Genomic DNA, 13120 nt, shown 5'->3' with positions numbered 1-13120 from the left:
GGCCCTGCAATGGGGCCGGTCTGCGGGGACGGCCCCGCATGCATGTGTTTCTTGCGGGGACGACCCTGCTCTTCATCCAGAGGAGTGCGTCATGCCCTGGATTTATCTTCTCGTCGCCGGTTTGCTCGAAGTGGTTTGGGCCATCGGGCTCAAGTACACCGAAGGTTTCTCGCGACTGTGGCCCAGCGTGATCACGGGTTCGGCCATGATCGCGAGCATCGTGTTGCTGGCGATGGCAGTGAAAACATTGCCGATCGGTACGGCTTATGCGATCTGGACGGGCATCGGCGCCGTGGGTGCCGTGATTCTCGGCATCGTGCTGTTCGGCGATTCGGCCTCGCCGTTGCGGCTGGCCTGCGTGGGGCTGGTGGTGCTGGGCATGGTGGGGCTGAAGCTCACCGGTGGCGCGCACTAACGCCGTTCCAGGGGCGAGGGCTCCCACACGTTCCTCGCATCGAAATACTCCTCACCGTCATTCCCGCGAAAGCGGGAATCCAGCGCCTTCGCTCTTCAAGGCTTAAAGTCACTGGATTCCCGCTTTCGCGGGAATGACGGTGAGGGGATGTGGCTGTTTCCGCAGGACGTGAGCCGCTGCGCTAGCCATTTCTTGTCCTGTCGTCCAGCTAAGAAAGCTGAGGCGGAAGATTGCTTGGGTGGGATTGAGGCTCACACGCGGTGAGCACCGCCAATGTCCAAAAACACTGTGGGAGCGCACCCTGTGCGCGACTGGGGCGTCTCATGCCGCCAGTCGCGCACAGGGTGCGCTCCCACAGGAGTAGCTGTGTTGCCTTACTCGGGCTTGATGCCCAGCTTCGTCAGCTCTGGGTTCGACGTGAAATCACGCTTGGCACGCTGTGCCGTCAACGGTTCGCCATTCACCTGATACCAGATGCTTTCGGCGATGTTGGTGGCGTGGTCGCCGATGCGCTCGATGTTCTTCGCCATGAACAGCAGGTGCGTGCACGGCGTGATGTTGCGCGGATCTTCCATCATGTACGTAAGCAACTGGCGGAAGTAGCCGGTATAGGCTTCGTCCAGTTCCGCGTCGTCCTTCCACACCTGGTAGGCGCGCTCGGCGTCGCGGTCGCGATAGGCCATCAGCACGTCGCGCACTTCCTTGGCAGCGAGTTCGGCCAGGTAGCCCAGGCCGCTGGTCGGCGCGACCGGAGCCACCATGGACAGCGGAATGGAGCGCTTGGCCACGTTGGCGGCGTAGTCGCCGATGCGTTCGATGTCGGCGGCAATGCGCAGCGCGGCGAACACATTGCGCAGGTCGCCGGCAATGGGCGCGCGCAGGGCGAGCAGGCGCACCACGTCGTGGCTGATTTCCTGTTCCAGCAGGTCGATGGCGTCGTCGTTGTTGACCACGTGCTGCGCGGCGCGCTCGTCACGGCGGTCGATCACGTCGATGGCTGCTTCCAGCTGGCTTACCGCGAGCTCGCCCATGCGGACGATTTCGCCGGTGAGGCGGGTCAGCTCGTCGTCGTAGCTCTTGATGATGTGTTCTTTGCTGCTGCCGCTCATGGGGGATTCTCTTTTGAGTCCGTTTGGGAGGGAGGGGCGGCGTGGCCCCTCACCCCGGCCCTCTCCCCGGAGGGGAGAGGGAGCATAACGATTAACCGAAGCGACCGGTGATGTAATCCTCGGTCTGCTTCTTGCCCGGCTTGGTGAAGATCTGTTCGGTGCGGTCGAATTCGATCAGCTCGCCCAGGTACATGAAGGCGGTGAGGTCCGAGCAACGGGCCGCCTGCTGCATGTTGTGGGTGACGATGACGATGGTGTATTCGCTCTTGAGCTCTTCCACCAGCTGTTCGATACGGCCGGTGGCGATCGGATCGAGTGCCGACGTCGGTTCGTCGAGCAGCAGCACTTCGGGCTTCAACGCGATGCCACGCGCGATGCAAAGACGCTGCTGCTGACCGCCGGAGAGGCCCAGCGCGCTCTGCTTGAGCTTGTCCTTCACCTCATCCCACAGCGCGGCGCTGCGCAGCGCCTGTTCGACGCGGATGTCCATGTCGGCACGCGAGAGCTTTTCGTGGTGACGGATGCCGTAGGCGACGTTCTCGAAGATGGTCATCGGGAACGGCACCGGCTTCTGGAACACCATGCCGACCTTGCTGCGCAGGCGGTTCATGGAATAGCGCGAGTCCAGGATGTTCTCGCCGTCCAGCACGATCTCGCCCTTGGCCTCCAGCTTCGGGTAGATCGCATAGATGCGGTTGAAGATGCGCAGCAGCGTGGACTTGCCGCAGCCGGACGGGCCAATGATGGCCGTCACTTTCTTCTCCGGGATGTCCATGTTGATGCCTTTCAGCGCATGGAACCCGTTGTAGTAGAAGTGCAGGTCGCGCACCGTCAGCTTGGTGGGCGCGATGGGGGCATGCGTGGCCGCGGACTGCGGATGGATGCCGGCGGCGGCGGACTCAGTCATGGGACACCTTGGAGCGTGAAAGGACCAGACGGGAAGCAAGGCTCAGCAACAGCACGAACATGGTAAGCACGAAGGCACCGGCCCACGCGATGGCGTGCAGGCCTTCGCCCGGATCGTTGGCGTACTGGTAAATCATTTGCGGCAGGCTGGACATCTTGTCCGACGGATTGAACGTCATGTAGTTGTTGCCGAACGCAGTGAACAGCAGCGGTGCGGTTTCGCCGCTGATGCGAGCCAGCGCCAGCAGCACACCGGTGATGATGCCCGAGCGTGCGGCGCGGATCAGGATCTGCGTGGTCAGCTTCCACTGCGGAATGCCCAGCGACAGCGAGGCTTCGCGCAGCGTGGAAGGCACCAGGCGCAGCATTTCGTCCGAGGTGCGCACGATGACGGGCAGGGCGATCAAGGCCAGCGCCACGCCGCCAGCCCAGCCGGAGAACGTGGTGGAGCCATTGGTAAGCGACGTGCTCGGCAACACGATGATGGTGTAGACGAACAGGCCCAGCACGATCGACGGCGCCGACAGCAGGATGTCGTTGAGGAAGCGGATCGATTCGCCGAGCTTGGTACCGTTCGCGTATTCGGCCAGCCAGGTACCCGCCAGCACGCCGATGGGCGTGGCGATCAGGATGCCGATCAGATTGATGATGAAGCTGCCGACCATGGCGTTAGCCAGGCCGCCGTCTTCACCGTAGGCGGTGATCTTGATGAAGAGCTGCGGTTTCAGTGCAGCGATACCTTGCTGCAGCGTTTCCCACAGGATCCACGCGAGGAAGACCAGGCCGATCAGGGTCGCGACCACGCTCAACGAAAGAGCAATGATGTTCTTGATGCGGCGCTTGGAGTACAGCATCGAGTTGCCGGCCATCAGCGACCCTCCTTGTGGGCGAGCTGGCGCAGCATCCAGCGGGCAATCAACAGCACGATGAAGGTCACCACGAACAGCAGGAAGGCCAGGGCCATCAGCGAGGACTTCTGCAGGCCCGCCGCTTCACTGAACTGGTTGGCGATGGTGGACGCAATCGATGCGCCCGGATCGAGAATGGATGCCGACAGCTGCATGGCGTTGCCGAGCACGAAAGTCACCGCCATCGTTTCACCCAGTGCGCGGCCAAGGCCGAGGAAGATGCCGCCGATCACCGCCGAGCGCGTGTACGGCAGCACGATGTCCCAGGAGACTTCCCACGTGCTGGAACCCAGCGCATACGCCGATTCCTTCAGGCGCGAAGGCACCGTCTGGAACACTTCGCGCATCACCGAGGAAATGAACGGGATGATCATCACCGCGAGCACGATACCCGCCGTCAGGATGCTGGCGCCGAACGGATAGTCACTGCCGAACAGCTTGCCGAGGAACGTGTGCTGGGCCACCCACGACAGCTTGCCGTCGTCGGGCTTGTTGCCCAGGTAGTTGGTCAGCCACGGCTTGATGTGGTCGGCGAAGAAGGGCGCAAAGATGAAAAGGCCCCACATGCCGTAGATGATCGAAGGGATGCCGGCCAGCAGTTCGATGGCCGAGGCCACCGGCGTGCGCAGCCACGGCGGCGCCACTTCGGAAAGATACAGCGCGATGCCGAAGCTGATCGGCACGGCAATGACGAGCGCGATGAACGAGGTCATCAGCGTGCCGTACACCGGCACCAGGGCGCCGTAGGTGTCCGAACCCGGATCCCACGCGTCGCTGACCAGGAAGTGCCAGCCGAAGGTGCCAAACGCATGGCGGCCACCCCACAGGGTGGCTCCCGCGGCACCGAGGAGACAGGCCAGCACCAGCAGGGCACAGCCCTTGAGCAGCCAACTGAACAGGCGGTCGTGCCGAGCGTCGCGGCGGGCGCGCGCTTCCTGTTGGGGCACGGTGGCGTCAACGGCGCCTACATTCGCTTGCATGTGCGGAGGATTCCTCGGCATTCAGATCAGAGCGGCGCAGCCGTCTGGGGATGGACGGCGCTTCCGGGCGCCTTTCAGCAACAGGCCGCCCGAGGTTAATCGGGCGGCCGTTGTCGTGCAGTCAAGCCATCAGGTTAAGCGCTGTCGGTTGCCGTAGCGTGACCGACGAGACGCGGCTCCTCAGTGCTTGTACTCCGAAGCCCAGTAGGCTTCGATCTTCTTGACCAGCGTGTCCGGCAGGGCGACGTAGTCGAGCGAGGCGGCGTCCTTCTGGCCGTTCTCGAGCGCCCACTTGAAGAACTCGAAGGCCACCTTGGTGTGCTCGGCGTTCTTCGGCTTCTTGTACATCACCACCCAGGTGGTCGCCGTGATCGGCCATGCCTGCGCACCGGAGGCGTTGGTCATGATCACGTTGAAGTCCTTGGCGCTCGCCCAGTCGGCGGTCGCGGCGGCAGCGGCGAAGGCTTCGGCGCTCGGAGCGACGACCTGGCCAGCGGCGTTCTTCAGGTCCACCCAGCTGATCTTGTTCTTCACGGCATAGGCGTATTCGACGTAGCCGATCGAACCGACGATCTGCTTCACGTACTGCGAGACGCCTTCGTTGCCCTTGCCACCCACGCCGGTCGGCCACTCGACGGCCGTGCCGAACTTGACCTTGGCGGCCCAATCCGGGCTGACCTTGGACAGGTAGTTGGTGAAGTTGAACGAGGTACCCGAACCGTCCGAGCGATGCACGACAGTGATCTTCTTGGCCGGCAGGTTCACGCCAGCGTTCTGCGAAGCGATGCGCGGATCGTTCCACATGGTGATCTTGCCGAGGAAGATGTCGGCGAGGGTGGCGCCGTCCAGCTTCACCTGGCCCGCTTCCACGCCCGGGATGTTCACCACCGGCACGATGCCGCCGACGACGACCGGGAACTGGCCCAGGCCGAACTGCGCCAGGTCTTCAGCCTTCACCGGAGCGTCGGTGGCGCCGAAATCGATGGTGCCTTCCTTGATCTGTGCCACGCCGGCGCCCGAGCCGACGGACTGATAGTTGAGCTTGTTGCCAGTCTTTTCGGCGTAGCCGGCGGACCACTTGGAGAGCACCGGATAGACGAAGCTGGAGCCAGCGCCGGTGATGTCCGTGGCCTGGGCGGCCATGGCGAACAGCGAAGCCGTCGCGAACACGGCAGCCGTGCCGATACGAGTCATGGATTTGGTTGAGATCAACACGGTTGCTCCTTAGCGATAAGGGTTTCGGGGGATTCCCGCCCGCCGTTATTTCATGCGCGCCGTGTTGCAATGAAATGAGCTCAATGTTTCAGGGATATGACAGGCGGTGAGGGGCTGTCATAAATCATTGACGCATAGAGGGTTGGTGAAAGGTGAAGAGGGCCCTGGGTCTTCGAGGCGGGGCCTGGATGAGCGTCAAAGGAAGCGCCCGACGGCCTTTGCATGGTCGCTGGCCCCCATTGACGCCAGCCCGTCACCGTCGCCAACCCTCACCGTCGCCGGCCCCACACCCCTCACCGTCATTTATCCCTCAACGTCATTCCGGCGAAGGCCGGAATCCAGTGCCTTTGCTTTTTTGGATTATTAATAGAGCAGGGCAACAACAGTGCAAAAGGCACTGGATTCCGGCCTTCGCCGGAATGACGGTGAGGAGGTATGGGTAGTGAGGGGTAGGTGGTGGGCCTTGGCGCCCATACCCAAACAACATCCCTTAAAGCGACTCCACCCCAATCTGGTCCCGCTCGAACTCCTCGAGTCGACGCCAGCGGTTGATGATGGTGCAGAACAACTCCGCCGTGCGTTCCGCGTCATAGATGGCGGAGTGCGCCTCGCGCGTATCAAAGGCAATGCCCGCGGCCTGCACGGACTTGCTCAGCACGGTCTGGCCGTAGGCCAGGCCGCTGAGCGTGGCGGTATCAAAGCAGCTGAAAGGATGGAACGGATTGCGCTTGTGGCCCACGCGACGCACGGCCGCATTGAGAAAGCCCAGGTCGAACGCCGCGTTGTGCCCCACCAGGATGGCGCGCTGGCAATCCATGTCGCGCATGGCGTCGCGGATGGGCTTGAACACATGGTCCAGCGCCACGCGCTCATCAAGCGCGCCACGCAAGGGGTTGTCCGGATCAATGCCGGTGATCTCCAGGGCGCGAGGGTCGATATTGGCGCCAGGAAAGGGGTGCACGTGCGCGGCCACGGCCGGCATGGGCTGCAGATAGCCCTCGGGTGTCATGCGCAGCACGACGGCGGCGATTTCCAGCAGCGCGTCGCGCTCCGAATCGAAGCCACCGGTTTCGACGTCCACGATGACAGGCAGGAAGCCGCGGAATCGCTCGGCCATACGGCCGGCCATGCTGTTGTTGAGCTTGTCCATCGTCCAAGCATATCAGCCAGGGCAACCGGCCCGGCTGGCGCACCGCTGGCGCTGAGTCCGTACGCGTGCGAACGCATGTCTTCGTTCTGTCACATAACGTCCATGTAACGGTAAAGCCCGAAGCCCATCCTGCGCTCCGATCGTGCTTGGACGGCCGGAGATCGAGGGATCAAAGGGGGCGGTCCAGGTGATTCTTACCTACATGCGGAGATATTCCATGCGTTCCAAGTTGCTCGCGGTGGCCGTTGCTGCCGGTTTGGGCGTTACCAGCTTCCACGTCATGGCCGACCCGGCCGGGGCGTCGAGCTCGAAGACCACCTCGCAGTCCACCCAGGCTGCTGAAATCGAAGCGCTGAAGGCCCAGTTGCAGGCCCTGCAGGCGAAGGTCGTCGAACTCGAGCAGCGCACGGACGCTCAGTCTGACATCAACGTTTCCACCGGCCAGGCCGTGGAACAGGTGCAGAAGCAGACGGCTGCCACCGATGCGCAGCTGAAGAAGTCGGCCGACAAGCTGGCCTACAAGGGCGTGAACATCACGCTCGGCGGCTTCCTCGCTGCCGAATCGATCTACCGCTCGAACCAGGAAGGCGCGGACATCGCCTCCAACTACAGCGCGATCCCGTACAAGAACGTGCAGACCGCTCACATGAACGAGTTCCGCATGTCGGCTCGCCAGAGCCGCCTGTCGGCCCTCGTGCAGGGTGACGTGGATCCGAACACGCACCTCGCCGGTTACGTTGAAATGGACTTCCTGGGTGGCGCGCAGACCGCCAACCAGAACGAATCCAACTCGTTCAACCCGCGTATGCGCAACGTCTACATGACGGCTGACTGGGACAACTCGGGCCTGCACCTGCTGGCCGGCCAGAACTGGTCGCTGCTGACGATGAACAGCAAGGGCATCACGCCGCGCACCGAGCTGACCCCGCCGCAGATCGACGCACAGTACATCCCGGGCTTCACCTGGGCGCGTCAGGCACAGGTCCGCCTGGTCAAGGATTGGGACAAGACCTACTGGCTGGGTATCTCGCTCGAGAACCCGCAGACCACGTTCTACAGCAGCCCGAACCAGTCGAAGGCTCCGGTCCAGCAGACCGCCTACAACATCGCTGCTGGCTCGGGTTACGACTCGGCCAACACGCTGTCGCTGAACCACATCCCGGACGTGATCGTGAAGTTCGCGGCTGACCCGGGTTACGGTCACTACGAAGTGTTCGGTCTGGCTCGCTCGTTCTACAACCGCTACGCCATCAATGGTTCGTACTCGAACCACGATACGTGGGGCGGCGGTTGGGGTGCTGGCATGGTGCTGCCGCTCATCGAGAAGACCCTCGACTTCCAGTTGTCCGGCATGGACGGCAAGGGCATCGGCCGTTACGGCAGCGCCCAGCTTTCGGACGTGACGTTCAGCCCGAACGGCAACATCGCCCCGATCAAGGAAAACATGATCCTGTCGGGCCTGACCCTGCACGCCAACCCGGATCTGGACTTCTATCTGTTCGGTGGTCGTGAGCAGGCCAGCAAGAAGGACTTCACCGCTTACAACGGCGGCGTGGTGCAGCTCGGCTACGGCAACCCGGCCTACAACAACAGCCAGTGCGACATCGCTGGCGGCGCCAACTGCGTGGGCAACGCCCGCGAGATCTGGCAGGGCACGGCGGGCTTCTGGTGGAAGTTCTACCAGGGCAAGTTCGGCAAGATGCAGTTCGGCGCGCAGTACTCCTACACGCAGAAGGAAGCGTTCGCTGGCCAGGGCTTCATCAATGGCGTGAGCGGCCCGGTCGCCAACGGCATTTCCTCGCCGAAGGCCACCGAGAACATGTTCTTCACCTCCTTCCGCTACTACCCGTTCTAATCGGATCGGCGGTACGGCTATCGCAACGGAGTTCCACCCATGGACGGACAAACGGCGAGCTTCGGCTCGCCGTTTTCTTTTGTGCTTACAAAACATCGCGTGTCATACCGACGCCGCAAACATGAATATTCGCCAGCACTTTTCTGAAGATGCCCGATTGATTTCTCGCAAACTCTTGCGGCTGTCATGTGCTTTCCGATACCTTCGATCTCATGACTTCGCGTCTTCTTCGTTCCCACTTCGCCAAGTTCCTGGCGTGCATGTTCGGCCTGCTTCTGCTGGTCGGCACGCCCGTGCGCCCGGTGCAGGTGTCGTCCGCATCGGCGGATGGCAAGGCGGTGGCAACGATGGTGCTGGTCGATGACGTCGCCGATGTAAACGCCGATGACGTCGGTTCGCCATCCTTCGAAGACAACTCCACCAACGGCGGCATGGACGACATCCTCCACCCGTTCGATGTGGCTTTCCTGTGGGCGCCCATGCCCAACCAGGCGCCTGCGTCCGTGACGTACGACGTGGGCCTGCACGACCCCGCACGGCTGTTGCGCCCGCCCGAAGCCGTTTGATGCGCTGGCCGCTTTAGCGGCGCGCCTTCCCCCTGCGCGTGCTTTTGAAGGCATGACGCAGCCCATGGTCCCGATACAACACTGATACCGCGCCTGCGGCACGTGCTTGCGTGCGCATGCGCCATCGGGGCCATGCATTCGAACTTTTCCTGACGCCCTTTGCCCGGCGCGCGTTGCGCCGTGGGCGTCGATACCTCTTTTCCATCTGGAGTATTCGCATGAAGCGTTTGATCGAAGGTTTCGAGCAGTTCCGCAACGATGTTTTCCCCGCGCAGCGCGAAGTGTTTCGCCAGCTCGCGTCGGGTCAGAGTCCCCACACCATGTTCATTACCTGCGCCGATTCGCGTGTGATGCCGGAACTGATGTTCTCCGCGCAGCCGGGTGAGCTGTTCGTGTATCGCAACATCGGCAACATCGTTCCACCGTATGCGCAGCACGTGAGCGGCGTGGTGGCCGCCATCGAGTACGCGGTGAAGGTGCTCAAGGTGAAGCACATCGTGATCTGCGGCCATTCCGATTGCGGTGCGATGAAAGCGCTGCAATATCCCGAGCGGGTGAAGGACATGCCGTCCGTCGCCGCGTGGATGATGCACGCCGATGTGGCGCGCTACGTGGTGGCGCAGAACCGTCCCAACCTGCTGGGCGATGAAGGCTTGCGCCATCTCACCGAAGAGAACGTGGTCGGCCAGCTTGAGCATCTGCGCACCTTGCCTGCGGTGGCCGCGGCCATGGCAGCTGGCGAGTTGCGCATCCACGGCTGGGTGTATGACATCGGCCACGCCGAATTGAAGGCGTTCGACGCACAGCAGGGTCGTTTCGTGCAGATCGAGCCCGGCAAGTTCGACGTGCCCGAAGCCACGCCGCACGCGCGTTTCGCGGCTCCCACGGCGACGGCTGCCTGAGGATTGCCGTCGTGATGAGCAACTATTTCAAGCAGGGATTGTTCGGACGCGACCTGCTCGGTTCCATCGTGGTGTTCCTGGTGGCGTTGCCCTTGTGCATGGGCATCGCCATCGCTTCCGGCATGCCGCCGGCAGCGGGCCTGATCACGGGCATCGTGGGTGGCATCGTGGTGGGCATGGTCGCGGGTTCGCCATTGCAGGTCAGTGGTCCCGCGGCAGGTCTTGCCGTGCTCGTGTTCGAGCTTGTTCGCGAGCACGGCGTGATGGCATTGGGTCCGGTGGTGTTGCTGGCCGGCCTTATCCAGATCGCCGCGGGCCTGTGCCGCGTGGGTGTGTGGTTCCGCATGTGTTCGCCGGCCGTGGTCGCGGGCATGCTGTCGGGCATTGGCGTGCTGATCGTGGCGTCGCAGTTGCACGTGTTGATGGACGCGTTGCCCAAGGCGCGAGGTCTGGAAAACTTCGCTGCGCTTCCGGGTGCCGTGATCGATGCAGTGCAGGGCGATTCCGGCAGCATGACGGCGTTGGGTGTTGGCGTGGCCACCATCGCGATCATGCTGGGCTGGGAAAAACTTCGCCCGGCGAAACTGCGCTTCGTGCCGGGTGCATTGCTCGCCGTGGTGTCGTTGACGGCCATCGTGCAGTTCGGCGGCTTGTCGGTGAAAACGGTGGATGTGCCGGCGAACCTGTTGTCCGCCGTGTCGCTGCCGAGCTTCGGCAACATGGCCGGCTTGCTTGAGCCGTCGCTGATGATCGCCGCGCTCACGTTCGCCTTCATCGCCAGTGCGGAAACGCTGTTGTCCGCCGCTGCGGTGGATCGCATGCACGACGGCGCGCGCACCAACTACGATCGCGAGCTCACCGCGCAAGGTATCGGCAACACCCTCTGTGGTTTGCTGGGTGCGTTGCCGATGACGGGCGTGATCGTGCGCAGTGCGGCCAACGTGCAGGCGGGTTCCGCCACGCGCATGGCGACCATCATGCACGGCGGCCTGTTGCTGGTGTTTGCGTCGCTGCTGCCGTGGCTGATGCGCATGACGCCCGTGGCGTGTCTCGCCGGCATCCTGGTGTTCACCGGCGTCAAGATGGTGAACTTCAAGCAGGTGAAGTCGTTGGCCGAATACGGCAAGGGCACCGCGTGGATCTACGTGGGCACCACCGTGGCCATTGTCGCGACGGATCTGCTGGCAGGCGTGCTGATCGGTTTCGCGCTGTCGCTGTTCCGCCTGGCGTTGCGTTCCTCGCGCCTCAAGGTGGCGTTGGATCACCACGACGAACCGGGCACGGCCTCGCTGCGACTGGAAGGCTCCGCCACGTTCCTGCGCGTGCCTTCCGTGGCCCGTACGCTGGAACGCGTGCCGCCGAATACGCGACTGCAGCTGGAAGTGGATCGTCTTCACCACGTCGACCAGGCGTGTCTGGAATTGCTGCGCGAATGGGGTCGCAACGCCTCAGCGCGCGGTTGTGAGCTTGTTGTGGACTGGCAACAACTCAACCAGCGCGTGGAAGGCGTGCGGCGCGCGGCGTGATGCCGCCCGCGATAAAGGAGCCTCTTGTGCCTCCCCTCCCTCTCCTCATGAGAGGCTCCTTGGGTCCCCAGGCGGACGCAACGACGTAGGTAACGTCGCGTCAGCGGGCCTGGGTCACGCTGTCGGTCACCGCATGGGTGGTGGCCGACAGCTGAGCTGAATCCCATCCGCCGCCCAGCGCGCGGATCAGATCCACACTGGCCTGCAGTCGCCGCGTGCGTACTTGTTCGGCGCTTCGTTCTGCCTGCAGTGCAGCGGTTTGCGCACTCACCACGTCGAGATAGTTCACCGCGCCCTCGCGGTAGCGGTTGGTGGCGATGGTCTGTGAATCGTGGGCTGCGCTTGCCGCGTCGTCCTGCTGATGCGCTTCCTTGCCGAGCTGCTGCAACAGCGTGAGGTTGTCTTCCACTTGCTGGAACGCATTGAGCACCACACCTTTGTACATGCCGGCTGACGCGTCGAGATTGGCCTGCGCAGCCTGTACTTTCGAGCGCCGCCTTCCGCCATCGAACAGTGTCATCGCCAGGTCGGGGCCCAGCGCCCAGTAGCGGTTGCCCGTGCTGAGCAGGTTGCCCATGCCGGTGTCCTGGAAGCCCAGCGCGGCCGACAGGCTCAACCGGGGAAAGAACGCTGCGCGTGCCACGCCGATTTCAGCGTTGGCAGCAAACACGTGTCGCTCGGCGGACGCGATGTCGGGACGGCGTTCCAGCAGTTGCGATGGCACGCCCAGTGGTATGGCCGGTACGTTCATTGGCGAGTTGTCGGGTGGCAGCGAGAAGCGCGATGCCGATTCACCCACCAACGTGGCCATGGCGTGTTCGGTCAACGCGCGTTGCGCCACCACCTCGGATACCTGCGCCTGCGCATCCGACAGCTGCGCTTTGGCGCGGCTGACATCGAGGCCTGAAGCAATGCCGCCCTCGAAGCGGCGCTGCGTCATGTCCAGGCCTTGCTGGTAGGCATTCAGCGTGTCCTGGAGGATGCGTTCCTGCACGTCGTAGCCGCGCAGGCGGATATAGAGATCGGCCAGCTGCGCTTCCAGGCTGAGCTTCACCGATGCCAGATCAGCTTCCGCGGCCGTGGCGTTGGCGTTGCCCGCAGCGACTTCGTTGCGCACGCGTCCCCAAAGATCCAGTTCGTAGCCCAGGCCGAAGCCAAAGGTTTCCGCGCTGTATTCATTCGGCTGGCCGCTGCCGCGCAACGGTCGGTTGTTCGACTGGCGATTGCGCGAATCGGACGCATCGACACCGAGCGTGGGATAAAGATCCGAGCGCGCCTCGCCCAGCAATGCGCGTGCGGCGTCGTAGCGCGCAAGGGCAACGGCAAGACTCGGATTGGACGTATCGAGCTGCTGTTCCAGCTGATCGAGTTTCGGATTGGCGTACACCGACCACCACGGGCCGCGCGACGCGGTATCCGTGGGATGCGCCGGCGACCAGAGGCCGTCCGCCGTCTGTCCCGCGTAACTGTCGGGAACGGGGCCAACGTCCGGTTTTTTGTAGGCAGGAGCGAGTGAACACGCAGGAAGCAGCGCCACGAGTGCCAACGGCAGAACACGACGCAGCAGGGAAAGGTTGCAAGTCATGGC

The 13120-nt window shown here is 63.2% G+C and carries 12 protein-coding genes; 5 read left to right on the top strand and 7 right to left on the bottom strand.

Annotated features, from left to right (window positions below; all coding sequences use genetic code 11):
* Positions 1-91 precede the first annotated feature (91 nt).
* Entirely contained in the window at positions 92-415 is a 324-nt protein-coding gene (gene sugE, locus DK366_RS07695; protein WP_109124964.1) for a quaternary ammonium compound efflux SMR transporter SugE, read from the top strand.
* Between the two features lie 374 nt (positions 416-789).
* Here sugE and phoU read toward each other — a convergent pair whose 3' ends face one another.
* The 6 genes from phoU to rnt all read right to left on the bottom strand — a co-directional run bounded on the left by phoU (position 790) and on the right by rnt (position 6683).
* Entirely contained in the window at positions 790-1524 is a 735-nt protein-coding gene (phoU, locus tag DK366_RS07690; RefSeq protein ID WP_109124963.1) for a phosphate signaling complex protein PhoU, read from the bottom strand.
* Positions 1525-1615: 91 nt separating this feature from the next.
* Positions 1616-2431 (bottom strand): phosphate ABC transporter ATP-binding protein PstB, encoded by an 816-nt coding sequence (gene pstB, locus DK366_RS07685; protein WP_109124962.1) that lies wholly within the window; start codon positions 2429-2431, stop codon positions 1616-1618.
* Positions 2424-3299 (bottom strand): phosphate ABC transporter permease PstA, encoded by an 876-nt coding sequence (gene pstA, locus DK366_RS07680; RefSeq protein WP_109124961.1) that lies wholly within the window; start codon positions 3297-3299, stop codon positions 2424-2426. Before pstA ends, pstB begins: the two co-directional genes overlap by 8 nt.
* Positions 3299-4318 (bottom strand): phosphate ABC transporter permease subunit PstC, encoded by a 1020-nt coding sequence (gene pstC, locus DK366_RS07675; protein ID WP_109124960.1) that lies wholly within the window; start codon positions 4316-4318, stop codon positions 3299-3301. Before pstC ends, pstA begins: the two co-directional genes overlap by 1 nt.
* A 180-nt stretch (positions 4319-4498) precedes the next feature.
* Positions 4499-5512, bottom strand: coding sequence for a phosphate ABC transporter substrate-binding protein PstS (gene pstS, locus DK366_RS07670; protein WP_109124959.1), 1014 nt, complete (start codon positions 5510-5512; stop codon positions 4499-4501).
* Positions 5513-6023: 511 nt separating this feature from the next.
* Positions 6024-6683, bottom strand: coding sequence for a ribonuclease T (gene rnt, locus DK366_RS07665; protein ID WP_109124958.1), 660 nt, complete (start codon positions 6681-6683; stop codon positions 6024-6026).
* Positions 6684-6900: 217 nt separating this feature from the next.
* On the opposite strand from rnt, the gene DK366_RS21530 reads away from it, so the two are divergent.
* The 4 genes from DK366_RS21530 to DK366_RS07645 all read left to right on the top strand — a co-directional run bounded on the left by DK366_RS21530 (position 6901) and on the right by DK366_RS07645 (position 11532).
* Positions 6901-8538 carry a hypothetical protein gene (locus DK366_RS21530; protein WP_109124957.1) on the top strand — a complete coding sequence of 546 codons (1638 nt, stop codon included), beginning with the start codon at positions 6901-6903 and terminating at the stop codon, positions 8536-8538.
* A gap of 212 nt (positions 8539-8750) precedes the next feature.
* On the top strand, positions 8751-9104 hold the full coding sequence (locus tag DK366_RS07655; RefSeq protein ID WP_157956470.1) for a hypothetical protein: 354 nt from the start codon (positions 8751-8753) through the stop codon (positions 9102-9104).
* A gap of 218 nt (positions 9105-9322) precedes the next feature.
* A complete protein-coding gene (locus DK366_RS07650) occupies positions 9323-10006 on the top strand; it encodes a carbonic anhydrase (RefSeq protein ID WP_109124955.1) in 684 nt (227 codons plus the stop codon).
* Positions 10007-10020: 14 nt separating this feature from the next.
* Entirely contained in the window at positions 10021-11532 is a 1512-nt protein-coding gene (locus DK366_RS07645) for a SulP family inorganic anion transporter (RefSeq protein WP_109124954.1), read from the top strand.
* A gap of 100 nt (positions 11533-11632) precedes the next feature.
* Here the strand turns inward: DK366_RS07645 and DK366_RS07640 are convergent, their stop codons facing one another.
* Complete coding sequence (locus DK366_RS07640) at positions 11633-13117, bottom strand: efflux transporter outer membrane subunit (RefSeq protein ID WP_109124953.1); 1485 nt, start codon at positions 13115-13117, stop codon at positions 11633-11635.
* Positions 13118-13120: the final 3 nt, after the last annotated feature.

The sequence above is a fragment of the Dyella sp. C11 genome, from assembly GCF_003121485.1.
Classification (GTDB): domain Bacteria; phylum Pseudomonadota; class Gammaproteobacteria; order Xanthomonadales; family Rhodanobacteraceae; genus Dyella.
Note: the sequence above shows the minus strand (reverse complement) of the source record. Positions and strands in the feature narration are given on the sequence as shown.